This is a genomic window from Kitasatospora sp. NPDC094028, assembly GCF_049543595.1.
In the GTDB taxonomy this organism is placed as follows: domain Bacteria; phylum Actinomycetota; class Actinomycetes; order Streptomycetales; family Streptomycetaceae; genus Kitasatospora.
In genome coordinates this window covers 126,476-141,500 of record NZ_JBMVFA010000008.1, presented here as the reverse complement: position 1 = coordinate 141,500, position 15,025 = coordinate 126,476, and the positions used below count along the sequence as shown (strand labels likewise).

Below are 15,025 nucleotides of genomic sequence, written 5' to 3'. Positions count from 1 at the left end.
CGCTGCAGGACCGCCTTACCAGGCGCGATTAGCTCAGCGGGAGAGCACTACCTTGACACGGTAGGGGTCACTGGTTCAATCCCAGTATCGCGCACGTCGGACTCTCCGGAGTCCGCTGCAGGACCGCCTTACCAGGCGCGATTAGCTCAGCGGGAGAGCACTACCTTGACACGGTAGGGGTCACTGGTTCAATCCCAGTATCGCGCACACAGTGACGGCCGGGGCCGCGATCCGTGAGGGTCGCGGCCCCGGCCTTTTGGCGTTCCCGGCGACCTGGGCGTTCCGGGTGTGGAGGGAAGGAGAAGAGCCGCGTACGGCCGCCCTCACCGACGTCCGTACGCGGCGTCTCCGCCTGCCGGGGCGCTCTGCGCACCGCTCTCGCCCGTCCGCGATCCAACGCGGCCGCGGCCTCCCCGGCGGCACCGCTCCCCGTCCCCAGGGGCTCGGTGCCCGTTCTGTGGCCGGCCCGGGTGGGGCCGGCGGTTTTCAGCGGCCGATCAGATCGGCGACGGCCGAAGCCTGGTTCGCCATCTGGTCCCACCCGCCGAAGAGCATCACCAGCAGCACGGCGCACGGCAGCGCCATGGCCAGGGCCACGGCGGGGTGCCGGGTCTGCTGCTCGGTGGACCGGGACTGGACGAAGGGCGGACGGCGGCGGCGTCGGGGGTCACCCGTGAGCTGCGATGCCATTGCCAGGCTCCTGTTCCGGTCGAGTGGGCGCGGTGGACGGCTTACCTCGGGGGACGAGCTCCCCGTCCACCGCTGGAGACAACGCTATTCGTGAGGGGGCCGTCCGGGCGTCATGCCGTCGTACTGTTCCTCGGGCATCCCGGAGGATGACGCCCGTACTCAGGGCCTACTACCGGAGGGGGAGGGAGCCGTCAGCGCGCCCCCGGGGGATCCCTGAGGGGGAACCCCGAGAATCGATTCGGCACCCGGCTGACCTGCCGATCAGTGCACGATCCGACAATCGCACGGCGGCTTGAGGTGTTGCGTATCAGCACACCGCAACGGGCAGTCCGTAAGCTGTGCCGGACAGGAACTGACGATGCCCCATGCCAACGGGGCCTCACCACGGGCTGACGGGGAAACGAGAGATGGCGATGATGCGGCTGAGGCGTGAGGACCCCCGCATCGTCGGGCCGTACCGCCTGCACCGGCGACTGGGCGCCGGCGGCATGGGCGTGGTCTACCTCGGCTCCGACCGCCGGGGACAGCGCGTCGCCCTCAAGCTGATCCGCGCCGAGCTCGCCGAGGACCAGGAGTTCCGCACCCGCTTCGCCCGCGAGATCGCCGCCGCCTCCCGCATCCGCGGCGGCTGCACCGCGCGCGTCGTCGGCTCCGACATCGAGGCCGACCGCCCCTGGCTGGCCACCGCGTACGTGCCCGGGCCCTCGCTCTACAAGCGGGTCGGCGACGATGGACCGCTCAACTGGCCGGAAGCGGCCCGGATCGGGGCCGCGCTCGCCGACGGACTCGTCAAGGTGCACGAGGCCGGCGTCGTCCACCGCGACCTCAAGCCCTCCAACATCCTGCTCTCGCCCCGCGGGCCGCGGATCATCGACTTCGGGATCGCGTGGTCGCGCGGCGCCAGCACCCTCACCCACGTCGGCACGGCGGTCGGCTCCCCCGGCTTCCTCGCGCCCGAGCAGGTCCGCGGCGCCGCCGTCACGCCCGCCACGGACGTCTTCGCGTTCGGGGCCACGCTCGCGTACGCGCTCACCGGGGACACGCCCTTCGGGTCCGGGGCGTCCTCCGAAGTGATGCTCTATCGGGTGGTCCACGAGGAACCCGACCTCTCGGCCGTCCCGCCGCAACTCGCGCCGCTGATCCGGGCCTGCCTCGCCAAGGAGCCGGCCGAGCGGCCCGGCGCGGCCGCCCTGCACGAGCGGCTCAGCGAGCTGGCGGCGCGCGGCGCGGCTACGGGCGCCGGGGGCGGTGCCCCGCGCGGGGCGCGGCCCGGGCGCGGGGCCGCGCCGACCCCCGCCGCACCGGCGAGACCCGACACCGCCCGGCCGGACGCCTCCCCGCAGGGCGTGCCCGCGCCCGGGCGTGCGCCCGAATCGCCCGCTCCGGCGAGGGCACGGGCGGCGGCCGCGGGCCGACCGGCCGCGCAGGCCTCCGGCAGCGCGGCGCGCCGGGCGCCCGGTGCGCCGCTCCCCCGGCCCGAGCCCACGCCCGTCACCCGGCCGCTGCGGGAGCGCCCGGACCGGCCCCAGACCCCGCCCCCGGGCCGCCCCGGCGGACGTGACCGGGCCCGCCCCCGCGACCGGCAGCACACCCCGGCCCCCGGGGTGCGGCCCCCGGGTCCGCGCCAGCGGCTGCTGCGGCAGCGGCTGGTCGTCTTCGTCACCGTCACCCTCGGGGTCGCGCTGGCCATCGCCGCCGCGCAGGGCTGCGAGGACCGGGGCAACCAGGGCCTGCGGGCGCCGGCCGGGTCGACGGCGAGCGCCCGCGCCGCGGGCGGCGGGGGCGAGCTGGCAATGCCGGGGACCTCGGTGGACGTCGCCCCGCAGTCCTCGGGCACCCCGCTCCCGGCCGCCGCGCGCAACAGCCCGGGCGCCGGGGACGGCGCACTGGCGGCCCCGCTCGGGCCGGGGCCGGCCGTGGACTGGCCCAACCGCAACTACCCGGACGGAACCGGCGGGCCCGGCATCACCCTGCGGGACGGGCACTCCGTCGGGGCCGGTCCGCAGGTCGCGCTGAGCGCGGTGCTGCCGGCCCGGTACAAGGGCGCGCCGGCGTCGATCGTCGTGCTGCGGCGGGCCGAGGGCTCGGTGCCGGTCGACCTCGTGCAGATCTACACCTTCACCGGGGACTCCCCCGTCGCCGCCACCTGGCGCACCTCGGCCGCCGACCCGCAGGCCACGGCCAGCTGGCGGCTGGACGGCGGGACCGTCGTCCGCGAGGAGCGCGTCGCCGCGACCGGCGCGATCGTCTCCACCCGCTACACCGTGCGCGCCGACGGCACCCTCGACGAGTCCTGGCCGGGCGCCGGCGCCACCGGCCTCACCAGCCCGCCCCCGGCCGCCGCCCCCGCCCCGCCCACCGCCCCCACGGGCTGACCCACGGCGGCACGGAAAGTCGGCGGGGCCGACTTCCTGTGCGCGCGGCGCCCCGCACACCGCGCGGGAAACCCTGCCGGTCGAGGGGGCCGACTTTCCGCGTAGGCGGCGTCGCCCGTCTGTGCCGCGGGCATCCCGGCCGCAGCGACGGTTCGCGGGAAGCCGGGCCGGCCGACTTCCTGCGCGGGCAGCGGATGGTCTGGCGAATTCGGCGCCGGGGGATCGGCTGGCACCACGGCCGAACGCCGGTGCGGAGAGAGCCGTGGGCGAGCGGCCGGGCGTCGGCAGCCGCGGCGCGAGAAGTGGGCAGTCGGAGGGGGCTGGTCAGGCGGTGGTGACGGCGTAGAAGGCGACGGCGGCGGCGGCGCCGACGTTGAGGGAGTCGATGCCGTGGGCCATGGGGATGCGGACGGGGTGGTCGGCGGCGGCGAGGGCGGCGCGGGTGAGGCCGTCGCCTTCGGCGCCGAGCATGAGGGCGGCCTTGGGGAGGCGCTGCGGGGTGAGCTCGGCGAGGTCGACGGCGGTGTCGGCCGGGGTGAGGGCGAGCAGGCTGAAGCCCGCGTCGCGGACGGTGGCGAGGGCGGCCGGCCAGGGTTCGAGGCGGGCGTACGGGACGGCGAAGACGGCGCCCATCGAGACCTTCACGGCCCGCCGGTAGAGCGGGTCGGCGCAGTCGGGCGAGAGCAGGACGGCGTCCATGCCGAGGGCGGCCGCGCTGCGGAAGATCGCGCCGAGGTTGGTGTGGTCGACCAGGCCTTCCAGGACGGCGACCCGGCGGGCTCCGGCGAGGAGTTCTGCGGCGTCCGGGAGGGGCTTGCGCTCCATCGAGGCGAGCGCGCCGCGGTGGACGTGGTAGCCGGTGACGGCTTCGGCGAGGCCCGGTTCGACGACGTGGACGGGGGCGTCGACCTCGGCGATGACGTCGGCCATCACCTCCAGCCACTTGGGGGTCAGCAGCATCGACCGCATCCGGTAGCCGGCGGCGAGGGCGCGGCGGATGACCTTCTCCCCCTCGGCGATGAACAGGCCCTCGGCCGGTTCGCGGCGGCGGCGCAGTTCGACGTCGGTGAGGCCGGTGTAGTCGGCGAGGCGCGGGTCGGCGGGGTCGGTGACGGTGCTGGGTTCGGACACCCTGCGATCTTGCCAAGCCGGGGCGGTGAAGGCCAAACGGTGGACGGGGTGGGGTGGTCCCGAGCTAGCAGGGGTGCAAATATGACCGTATGGCCCGTTCCCCGGGCCGATCCTGGGCTCCGTCGGCCTCTGGTGCTCCTGGCTCCGCCGACTCCTCCGGTGGTCGCCCACGCGGTCGGCACCAGCTGCACCGCGCGAAGCCGCCGCGGTCGGCGCGGCACCGGTCGGTGGCCGGGCAGGTCTTCGCGCTGCAACTGCTGGTCGTGCTGCTGCTGGTGGCGGGGGCCGTGGTGGCGTTGGTGGTGCAGTCGCACAACGACGCCGACCACGAGGCCCGCAACCGGTCGGTGGCGGTCGCGCAGACCTTCGCCAACTCACCGGGCATCGTGGACGCGCTGCGCTCCCCCGATCCGACCGCGGTGCTGCAGCCGAAGGCGCAGTCCGTCCGGGTCTCCTCGGGCGTGGACTTCGTCGTGGTGCTGAACAACCAGGGCATCCGGTACACCCACCCCAACCCGGCCCGGATCGGCCAGAAGTTCATCGGCACCTACGAGCCCGCGCTGCGCGGCGAGGTGGTGACCCAGCACCTGACCGGCACGCTGGGCCCGCTGGTCCAGGCCGTGGTCCCGGTGTACGCGCCGGACGGCTCGGTGGTCGGGCTGGTGTCGGCGGGCGTCACCCTGAGCAACGTCTCGACCGCGAGCGAGCGCCAGCTGCCGGTGGTGCTCGGCGCGGCGGCGGGCGCGATCGGGCTGGCCACCCTCGGGACGGCGCTGATCAGCCGGCGGCTGCGGCGGCAGACGCACGGGCTGGGCCCGGCCGAGATGACCCGGATGTACGAGCACCACGCGGCGGTCCTGCACGCGGTGCGCGAGGGGGTCATGATCGTCACCGACGGGCGGCTGCTGCTCTGCAACGACGAGGCTCGCCGGCTGCTCGACCTGCCGCCGGACGCCGAGGGACGGCCGGTCGACGAGCTCGGGCTGGACGCCGCCCCGCTGGCGCTGCTGACCGCCGGACGGCCGGTGAGCGACGAGGTGGTGCTGGCCGGGGAGCGGCTGCTCGCGGTGAACGTCCGGCTCACCGACCAGGCGGGCGGCCCGCCGGGCTGCGTGGCGACGCTGCGCGACTCCACCGAGTTGCTGGCGCTGACCGGCCGGGTCGAGACCGCGCAGCACCGGCTGAAGCTGCTGTACGACGCCGGGGTGACGGTGGGCAGCACGCTGGACGTGACCACGACGGCGGAGGAGCTGGCGCAGGTCGCGGTGCCGCGGTTCGCGGACTTCGTCACCGTCGACCTGGCCGAGCAGGTGCTGACCGGCGAGGAGCCCCCGCCGGGCGCCTCGCTGGGCCTGATGCGGCGCGCGGCGTTCGCCGGGGTGCGGACGGACGGGCCGTTCCACCCGGTGGGCACGGTGCTCGACGTCGTCCCCGAGACGCCGCTGGCCGGCGCGCTGCACAGCGGCGAGCCCGGCCTGGAGCCGTACCTGACCGAGGCGGACGACTGGCGGCTGCAGGATCCGGAGCGCTCGGCGCAGGTGCTGGCGTACGGCGTGCACTCGCTGGTCCGGGTGCCGATGCGGGCGCGCGGGGTGCTGCTGGGGGTGGCCCGGTTCTGGCGGGCGCAGCGGCCGGAGCCGTTCGAGCCGGACGACCTGGCGCTGGCCGAGGAACTGGTGGCGCACGCGGCGGTGTGCGTGGACAACGCGCGCCGCTACACCCGGGAGCACGCGATGGCGGTGACGCTCCAGCACAGCCTGCTGCCGCGCAGTCTGCCGCAGCAGAACGCGCTGGACGTCGCGACCCGCTACCTGCCGGCCCGGGCCGGGGTGGGCGGGGACTGGTTCGACGTGATCCCGCTGCCGGGGGCGCGGGTGGCGCTGGTGGTGGGGGACGTGGTCGGGCACGGGCTGCACGCGGCGGCGACCATGGGGCGGCTGCGCACGGCGATCCACAACTTCTCGACGCTCGACCTGCCGCCGGACGAACTGCTGGGGCACCTGGACGAGTTGGTGAACCGGATCGACCAGGAGGAGGCGGTCGGCGAGGGCACCGGGCTGGCCGGGGCGACCTGCCTGTACGCGATCTACGACCCGGTGTCGCGCCGCTGCACGCTGGCGAGCGCCGGGCATCCGGCGCCGGCCGTGGTGGATCCGCAGGGCCGGGTGGTGTTCGCCGAGCTGCCGACCGGGCCGCCGCTCGGGCTGGCGGCGCTGCCGTTCGAGGCCGTCGAGCTGGAGCTGGCCGAGGGCAGCCGGCTGGTGCTGTTCACCGACGGCCTGGTGGTGGACCGCGCCCGGGACCTGGACACCGGGCTGGAGCTGCTGCGCTCCACGCTGTCCGGGCCGGCCCGCACGCCCGAGCAGACCTGCGCCGACCTGCTCGGGGCGCTGCTGCCGGCGGACCCGCAGGACGACATCGCGCTGCTGGTGGCGCAGACCAGGGTGCTGGCGCAGGACCACGTGGCGGAGTGGGAGGTGTCGCCCGATCCGGCGGCGGTGGGCGGCGTCCGGTCGGCGGTGGCCCGGCGGCTGGCGGACTGGGGGCTGGACGAGGCGGCGTTCGTCACCGAGCTGATCCTGAGCGAGCTGGTGACCAACGCGATCCGGTACGGCTCCGGGCCGATCCGGGTGCGGCTGCTGCGGGACCGGTCGCTGATCTGCGAGGTGTCGGACGGCAGCAGCACCTCGCCGCACCTGCGGTACGCGGCGACCGAGGACGAGGGAGGGCGCGGGCTGTTCCTGGTCGCGCAGTTCGCGGACCGCTGGGGGACGCGGTACACGGCGACGGGGAAGGTGATCTGGACGGAGCAGCCGCTGGAGTGACCGCGCGGACGGGCACAAAAATGCGGAGCGGGAAGTCGGACCGGCCGACTTCCCGCTCCGCGAACGCTCCTACCGGCGGAAGGCGGCCGCCAGGACGTTGACGACGTCGCCGATGACGATGACCGCGGGCGGCTTGACGCCCTCGGCCGCGACCACCGCACCGACCGTGCCCAGGGTGGCGTCGACCCGGCGCTGGGCCGCGGTGGTGCCCTCCTGGACGACCGCGACCGGGGTGTCGGCCGACCGGCCGTACTCGATCAGCCGGGCCGCGATGGCGCCGATCTTGTCCACCGCCATCAGCAGCACCAGGGTGCCGCTCATCTTCGCGGCGGCCTCCCAGTTAGTGAGCGAGCGCTCGTCGTCCGGGCCGACGTGGCCGGAGATCACGGTGAACTCGTGGGTCAGGCCGCGGTGGGTGACCGGGACGCCGGCCGCCGCCGGGACGCTGATCGAGCTGGAGATGCCCGGGACCACGGTGACCGGGATGCCCTCCTCGGCGCAGGCGAGCAGCTCCTCGCCGCCGCGCCCGAAGACGTACGGGTCGCCGCCCTTGAGCCGCACCACGAACCGGCCCGCCTTGGCGTGCTCGATCAGGGTGCGGTTGATCGCCTCCTGGGCCATGAACCGGCCGTAGGGGATCTTGGAGGCGTCGATGACCTCGACGTGCTCGGGCAGCTCGGCGAGCAGCTCACGCGGGGCGAGGCGGTCGGTGACGACCACGTCGGCGTCGGCGAGCAGCCGGCGGCCGCGCACGGTGATCAGGTCCGGGTCGCCGGGGCCGCCGCCGACCAGGGCCACCCCGGCGCCGCGGGCGCGGTACTGGCGGGCGGCCAGCGAGCCGTCCTGCAGGCCGTCCACGATCGCGTCGCGCAGGGCGGCGGAGTGGCGCGGGTCCCCGGTGAGGACGGCGACGGTGGCGCCCGCGTCCCGGCCGCTGGCCGGGGTCCAGGCGGTGGCCGCGGCGGCGTCGTCGCTGCGGGAGCAGAACACCCGCTCGCGCTCGGCCTCCGCGCTGACCGCCTCGTTGACCGCCGGGTCGTCGGTGGCGACCAGGGCGTACCAGGCGCCGGCCAGGTCACCGTCCTGGTAGGGGCGGGTGTGCCAGGTGACCTCGCCCGCGTCGGCCATCGCCTGGACGGCCGGGGTGGTGGCCGGGGATATCAGGTGCAGCTCGGCGCCGGAGGCGATCAGGGCCGGCAGCCGGCGCTGCGCGACGTGGCCGCCGCCGACCACGACGACGCGACGGCCGGCCAGCAGCAGGCCGACCGGGTAGGGCGTACGGCCCTCGGTGCTGGGGTGCGGGGTGGGCGCGGTCATCGGCGGTGCTCCTGGTCGGGGTGAGGGAGGGGAACGGGTACGGCGATACGCCGCTCCGCGGGCCGGCGCGCCCTCGGGCCGGTCCGCGGAGCGGTGACGGGGTGCGTCAGGCCTTCTCGGTGACCCCGGCGGAGTCGAAGGTGGCTACATCGTGCATCGCGCGGGCCGCACTCTGCACCAGCGGGAGGGCCAGCAGGGCGCCGGTCCCCTCGCCGAGGCGCAGGTCGAGGTCGATCAGCGGACGCAGGCCGAGCTTCGCCAGCGCGGCCTGGTGGCCGGGCTCGGCGGAGCGGTGGCCGGCGATGCAGGCCGCCAGCACCTCGGGGGCGATCGCCTTGGCCACCAGAGCGGCCGAGCCGGCGATCACGCCGTCCAGCACGACCGGGGTCCGCAGCGAGGCGGCGCCCAGCAGGAAGCCGGCGATGGCCGCGTGCTCCAGGCCGCCGATCGCGGCGAGGACGCCGATCGGGTCGTCCGGGTCGGGCTGGTGCAGGGCCAGCGCGGCGCGGATGACCTCGACCTTGCGGGCGTGGGTCTCGTCGTCGATGCCGGTGCCGCGGCCGGTGACCTCGGCCGGGTCGAGGCCGGTGAACACCGAGATCAGGGCGGCCGAGGCGGTGGTGTTGGCGATCCCCATGTCGCCGGTGACCAGCGCCTTGTTGCCCGCCGCGACCAGGTCGCGGGCGGTCTCGATGCCGACCTCGATCGCCTTCAGGGCCTCCTCGCGGGTCATCGCCGGGCCCTGCGTCATGTCGTCCGTGCCGGGCTTGACCTTGCGCGGCAGCAGGCCGGTGGCGCGGCCCTGCTGGACGGCGTCCGGCAGCTCGGCGGCGACGCCGACGTCCACCACGCAGACCTCGGTGCCGATCTGCTTGGCGAAGGAGTTGATCACCGCTCCCCCGGCCAGGAAGTTGCCGACCATCTGGGCGGTCACCTCCTGCGGCCAGGGGGTGACGCCCTGGGCGTGCACGCCGTGGTCGCCCGCGAAGATCGCCACGCAGGCGGGCTCCGGGATCGGCGGCGGGCACTTGCGGGACAGGCCGCACAGCTGGGCGGAGATGATCTCCAGCATGCCGAGCGAGCCGGCCGGCTTGGTCATCCGCTTCTGCCGGTCCCAGGCCTCGCCGAGCGCCTTGGCGTCCAGCGGGCGGATGCCGCGCAGGGTGTCGGCCAGCAGGCTCTGCGGCTCCTCGCCGGGCAGCGCGCGGTTGCCGTACTGCTCCTCGTGCACCACCCAGGACAGCGGGCGCTTCTTCGCCCAGCCCTGCTGCTCCAGCTCGGGCTCGTCCGGGAAGGAGTCCACGAAGCCGACGCACAGGTAGGCGACGACCTCCAGGTGCTCGGGCAGGCCGAGCTCGCGGACCAGCTCCTCGTCGTCGAAGAAGCTCACCCAGCCGACGCCCAGGCCCTCGGCGCGGGCGGCCAGCCAGAGGTTCTCCACCGCCAGGGCGGCGGAGTACGGGGCCATCTGCGGCTGGGTGTGGCGGCCCAGGGTGTGGCGGCCGCCGCGGGTTCTGTCCGCGGTCACCACGATGTTGACCGGGGTGTCGAGGATGGCCTCGATCTTGATCTCGCGGAACTGCTTGGCGCGGCCCTTGGGCAGCGAGTCCGCGTACGCCTCGCGCTGGCGCTCGGCCAGGGCGTGCATCCGCTTGCGGGTCTTCGCGGAGCGGATCACCACGAAGTCCCAGGGCTGCGAGTAGCCGACGCTGGGCGCGGTGTGGGCGGCCTCCAGGACGCGGATCAGCACCTCGTGCGGGATCGGGTCCGGGCGGAAGCCGTTGCGGATGTCGCGGCGCTCGCGGATCACCTGGTGGACGGCCTCGCGGCCGGCCTCGTCGTAGCCGGGGGCGGCCGGGCCGCGCGGCTCGGCGGGCTCCTGGGGCTCCTCGGCGGCGGCCGGCTCCTCGGGCTGCGGCTGCTCGGGCTGCTCCGCCTGCTCGGCGGCGGGCTGCTCGACGGCCGGCTCCGCGGCGACGGGCTGCTCGGCGGCGGGCTGCTCGGCGGGGGCCTCCTCCTGGGCGGCCTCCGGCTCGGCGACGGCCGCGACGGCCTCGGCGGGCTGCTCGGCGGCCTCGGCGGGCTGGTCCGCCTGCGGGGCCTGCCCGGCGGCGGGCTCCTCGACGGCCTGGGCCTCGGCCGGCTGCTCGACCTGCTCGGCGGCGACGGGCTGCTGCTCCGGCTCCGCCGCGACGGCCTCGGCCGGCTGCTCCGCGGCGGGCTGCTCGGTGACGGCCTGCTCGGCGGCCTGCTCGGCAGCGGGCTCGACCGGCTCGCCGGCCTGGGCCTGCGCGGGCGCCTCGGCCTGCGCGGTCGCCTCCGGCTGGGGCTGCTCGCCCTCGGCGGCCGGCTCGCTGACGGCCTGCCCGGAGGGCATCTCACCGGTGCCGGCGGCGGTCTCGGCGACCGGCTCGGCGACGGCCTGCTCGGCGGCCGGAGCCTCGGCCACCACGGCCTGCTCGCCCGGCTGCGCCTCGACGACCTGCTCGACAACCTGTTCGGCGGCCTGCTCGACAGCCTGCTCCGCGACCGGCTCGGCGTGCTCCGCCACGACGGCCTGCGGCGCGACGGCGGCCGCTATGGGCGCCTGCTGCGGCTGCACCGCCTCCGGCTCGACGGCCGGGGCCTGCTCGCCGGCCCCGACCTTGGGCAGGCCGTGCGGGGTGGGCGCGGCGAGGAAGGCGGAGATCCGGCGCGGCTGGCCGCCCTGGGCGGGGGCGTCGGCCTGCTCGGCGGACGCGGGCACCTGCTCGGGCGCGCCCTCGACGGCGACGGCCTCGACAGCGACGGCCTCGACAGCGGCGGCGGCCTCGACGACCATCGTCTCCACGGCCACGGTCTCGACCGCGACGCCCTCGGCGGCCGGAGCCTCGGCCACCGGAGCCTCGGCCACCACGGCCTCGGCCGCGACCGGCTCGGCCACCACGGCCTGCTGCGCCACCGGCTCGGCGGCCACGGCGGCCTCGACGACCTCGACGACCTCGATCGCGCCGACCGTCTCGACGGTCAGCACGCCGTCGACCTGCGGCACGCCCGCCGGCGCCTGCGGGAAGCCCTGCTCCTGCGGCAGCTGCTGGACGTCCTGGACGCCTTGGACGTGCTGAACCTCCTCGGCCACCGGGGCCGTGACCATCTGCGGCGCCACCCCGACGGCCTGCGGCACGGCGGCCTGCGCGGGGGCGACGGGCTCGGCCACCGGCGGCCGTCCGACCACCGGGATGCCGTGCGCCGGCGTGCCGCCCTGCGAGGGGCCGCGGTCGGCCAGCGAACGGACCGGCACCTGGCCGGTCATCAGCGACGGGTCCGGGATCGGCGGTCCGGCGTGCAGCGGCCGGCGCGGCTGCTGCACCTGCGCGACCGGCTGCCCGGCCTGCGCCTGCGCGGGGACGCCGTGGACGGGCGGCTGCTGCGGGTGCTCGCCGCCGAGCACCGGCGGCTCGACCGGCGGCCAGGACGGCTCGACCGGCATGCCGTCCGGGTGCGGGGCGTACGGGGCCTGGTCGACCGGGGCGGGCGCCAACGGCTCGCCCCAGGAGCCCTGCGGACCGGGCATCAGCAGCACGTCCTCCTCCTCGTCCAGCCCGTCCGGCTGGTCGAGGAAGTGGAAGGCCGGGCGCGGCGCGCCCTGGTCGCCGGCCCAGCCGTCGCCGGGCATGCCGGGGGCCGGGACGGTGAAGCCGGGCTGGGCCTGCGGCGGGACGGCGCCGGCGCCCGGGGGCACCGCGCCGGGCAGACCGCCGAGCGGCGCCGCCGGGTTCGGGATCATTCCGCCGTCCGTCGCGACGCCCTGCAGGGGTGCAACGCCCGCGACGCCCTCCGGTCCGCCGAGCGGGTCCGGCCCGGCGTGCAGGTGCTCCGGCAGTCCCTCGCCCGGGACGTGGCCGCCATCGGTCATTGTCAAAGCTCCTTCCAGGCCGCTGCCGCGCCCCTTGGCGACGCGATCACCGACCGCAGCGCCGATCCGCACGGGCCGGGCCTGCACCGACCCGCCCCTCAACCACACGCGGCCGCCGCGCCGAGGCGCTGCGGCCAAAGTCCTTCCGGCGCGCTGCGGCACCCCGGCCCGGGCACCGCCCGAGGGGCGGCGCACCATCTGAAACAACGACGGCCCGGAGCAACCGGCACGACCGCACCGGACCCTACGGCATTCTCCAGGTCCGACGCGCGGCCCGTCGAATTGCCCACACTCCGAGCGGAATCGGGTTGCACCACGTCAAAAAGGTGACAAACCGACCGAATCGGGCGGGCCGTCGACGGCTGCAGCCGCCTGGGACGCCACACTACCGGCCCGGCGCGGTCACCTCTCGAATCGGTGTCCGGATGCGACCGGGATCACCGCCGGCGCCGCCCGGCGCACCCGGCGCGCACCCCGCGCCTTCACAGGATCTGCTCACCCCAGAGCAGCAGCACGGCGCCCGCGCCGGCGCCGAACTCCAGGCCGTCACCCTCGTCGACGCCGGACAGCGGGGTCGCCTGCAGCAGCACGCCCTCGGCCCGGTAGCCGGCCTCGGCGATCGCCCGGCGGACCTGCTCGGCCTCGCCGAGGGTGCGGGGCACCGCGACGAACCGCTCGGGCTTGCGGGCCAGCACCGCGCGCACCACGTCCAGTCCGCCGGACTCGACCACGGCGGCGTCCGGCTCGGGCAGGCCGCCCAGCACCTCGGGGCCGTGGCCGTGCACGGTCTCCACCTCGACGCCGTACCGGCGGGCGTTGACGGTCAGTCGGGCGCAGGCCGAGCGGGAGGCCTCGACGGCCACGACGGCGGCGCCGAACCGGGCCGCCTCCACCGCGAGGGCGCCGTTGCCCGCGCCGACCGACCAGACCAGGTCCCCGGGGCGGGCACCCAGTCGGGCGAGCACCAGCGCGCGGGCGTGCGCGGGGAGCGCTTCCGGTGCGCCGGTCCCGTCCTCCGCGCGCCCGGCGCCCGCGTAGGCGTCGGCGGGGAGCGCCCAGCCGCGCTCCGCGCCGGGGTAGCCGACCGGGCGGCCGGCCAGCCAGCCGGCCGTCTCGTCCACCGGGCCGGACTGGGCGCCGCCGCCGATCACCAGCACCACGTTGGGGTCGCGCCAGACGTGGTCGGCGATCCGGTCGGAGGTCAGGACGGTGACGTCCTCCTCCTCCGTGCCGAGGGCCTCGCAGACCACGAAGGTCCGGTGCACCCCGCGCAGCATCAGGGCGAGTTCGCCGGGGCCGGCGCCCGGGGCGGTGAGCACCGCGACCTTGGGGTGGGCCCGGCAGATGTTGGCCGCGCGGCGCAGCCGTCCGCCGTGGGCGCTGACCACCTGGGCGTCCTCCCAGGGCATGCCGGCCCGGGCGAAGGCGGCGGCGACGGAGGAGACGGCGGGCAGGACTTCGAGTTCGAGGCCGTACTCGGGGCTGCGCAGGGCGCGGACGACGCCGAAGAAGCCCGGGTCGCCCTCGGCGACGACGACGGCGGTGCCGCGGTGCTCGGCGATCCTGCGGGCGGCCTGCGGGATGGCGCCGAGGGCGATCCGCTCGGCGTCGGCCGGCACCGGCAACGCGTTCAGTTGGTAGGGGGCGCCCGCGACCAGGGTCGCGCCGGCCAGGGCCGCGCCAGCGGCCTCGGTCAGCGGTGTGCCGTCCCACCCGATGACCGTGATCCGGTCAGCCATCTGCGGCCGTTCTCCCTCGACTCGATGCGGCTCGGCGCCCGTCGTGCGCGGCGCGGGCGGCTCGGGGTGACCCGGTGCGACCCGGGACGGGCCGGTGGGGATCGGTGTGCCGACGAACCGCGCCGCGGTGCGGCGCCGGTGGAGAGGTTACCGGGTGTGATCCTCGGGAGGCCGACATCTCGCACACATGTCCGCGCCGGGAAGGTGAAGCGGAGGGGCCGGGGCGCGGCGGTCAGTCGCGCAGCACGTAGCGGTGGTCGCCGTGCCAGCCGCCGTGCCGTGGCTCGGGGGACTCCAGGTCCTCCGGGAGCAGGCTCCACAGGATGAGGTCGCTGCGGCTCTCCTCGGTGACCTCGCCGGACTCCCCGCGCACTATCCACGCGCTGCGCAGCACGCCCTCGCTGATGCCGCCGATCTTCTGGGCGACCTGCTGGGCGGCGGTGTTCCCGGCGGCGGTGCGCATCTCCAGGCGCAGGAAGTCGCGGTCCTCGAAGAGCCACTGGGCGACGCCCAGCACGGCCTCCGGCGCGTAGCCCTCGCCGCGCGCCCAGGCGGCGGTGACGTAGGAGATCTCGGTGCCGCGCAGCCGCCAGTCGGTGTTGCGCAGCTCGACCAGGCCGACCAGGCGCTGGGTGAGGTGCTCGGTGACGGCGAACAGGATGCCGCGGCCGGCGGCCCGGTGGGCGGGGGCGAGGGTGCGGGCGAGTTCGACGGCGTAGGCCTCGGTGAAGGGGTGCGGGAGGTCCGTCCAGGCCAGGACGAGGTCGTCGGCCATCATCTCGGCCAGGCCCGGGGCGTCGTCCTCCGCAAGGGGCCGCAGCAGCAGCCGCTCGGTGCTGATGGCGGTCTCGGGGAAGCTCGCTGGCATGCCGTCTCTCCTCGCCGGGTCGTGAACACAACACCGTACGCCTCCGCCGCGACCCGGGCGTCACGCGGTGCGCCGCGCGCACGACGGTACGTCAGAACGCCGTCCGGGGGCGCGTCCCTGATGCATACTGCCCGACCGCGCCCCCGCCGAGGTGCGGCGGGGGCCCGGTCGGGCGCTGCGAGGTG

At 76.3% G+C, this 15,025-nt stretch carries 7 protein-coding genes, 2 tRNA genes and 1 pseudogene; 4 read left to right on the top strand and 6 right to left on the bottom strand.

Translation table 11 applies throughout. The features are described 5' to 3' along the window. Window positions 1-22: 22 nt before the first annotated feature. A tRNA-Val gene (locus ACPC54_RS15375) sits at window positions 23-94 on the top strand. 41 nt (window positions 95-135) lie between these two features. Beyond that, a tRNA-Val gene (locus ACPC54_RS15370) sits at window positions 136-207 on the top strand. A gap of 279 nt (window positions 208-486) precedes the next feature. Here ACPC54_RS15370 and ACPC54_RS15365 read toward each other — a convergent pair. Beyond that, window positions 487-690: a hypothetical protein gene (locus tag ACPC54_RS15365; protein WP_498965183.1), complete on the bottom strand. Its 204-nt coding sequence runs from the start codon at window positions 688-690 to the stop codon at window positions 487-489. A 407-nt stretch (window positions 691-1,097) separates the two neighbouring features. Between ACPC54_RS15365 and ACPC54_RS15360 the strand changes: the two are divergent. Next, window positions 1,098-2,372: pseudogene (locus ACPC54_RS15360) on the top strand (serine/threonine-protein kinase); the annotation flags it as partial. A 1,017-nt stretch (window positions 2,373-3,389) separates the two neighbouring features. Here ACPC54_RS15360 and ACPC54_RS15355 read toward each other — a convergent pair. Further along, window positions 3,390-4,196: a TrmH family RNA methyltransferase gene (locus ACPC54_RS15355; RefSeq protein ID WP_498965181.1), complete on the bottom strand. Its 807-nt coding sequence runs from the start codon at window positions 4,194-4,196 to the stop codon at window positions 3,390-3,392. A gap of 89 nt (window positions 4,197-4,285) precedes the next feature. On the opposite strand from ACPC54_RS15355, the gene ACPC54_RS15350 reads away from it, so the two are divergent. Then, a complete protein-coding gene (locus ACPC54_RS15350) occupies window positions 4,286-7,021 on the top strand; it encodes a SpoIIE family protein phosphatase (RefSeq protein ID WP_498965179.1) in 2,736 nt (911 codons plus the stop codon). Window positions 7,022-7,090: 69 nt separating this feature from the next. Here ACPC54_RS15350 and cobA read toward each other — a convergent pair whose 3' ends face one another. The 4 genes from cobA to ACPC54_RS15330 form a co-directional block, all read right to left on the bottom strand. Then, complete coding sequence (cobA, locus tag ACPC54_RS15345) at window positions 7,091-8,338, bottom strand: uroporphyrinogen-III C-methyltransferase (protein WP_498965177.1); 1,248 nt, start codon at window positions 8,336-8,338, stop codon at window positions 7,091-7,093. Between the two features lie 106 nt (window positions 8,339-8,444). Continuing rightward, on the bottom strand, window positions 8,445-12,233 hold the full coding sequence (cobT, locus tag ACPC54_RS15340; protein WP_498965175.1) for a nicotinate-nucleotide--dimethylbenzimidazole phosphoribosyltransferase: 3,789 nt from the start codon (window positions 12,231-12,233) through the stop codon (window positions 8,445-8,447). Window positions 12,234-12,715: 482 nt separating this feature from the next. Then, the gene (cbiE, locus tag ACPC54_RS15335; protein ID WP_498965171.1) at window positions 12,716-13,972 is read right to left on the bottom strand and encodes a precorrin-6y C5,15-methyltransferase (decarboxylating) subunit CbiE; all 1,257 of its coding nucleotides are present in this window, start codon (window positions 13,970-13,972) and stop codon (window positions 12,716-12,718) included. A 232-nt stretch (window positions 13,973-14,204) separates the two neighbouring features. Further along, window positions 14,205-14,840, bottom strand: coding sequence for a GNAT family N-acetyltransferase (locus ACPC54_RS15330; RefSeq protein WP_498965169.1), 636 nt, complete (start codon window positions 14,838-14,840; stop codon window positions 14,205-14,207). Between the last annotated feature and the right edge of the window lie 185 nt (window positions 14,841-15,025).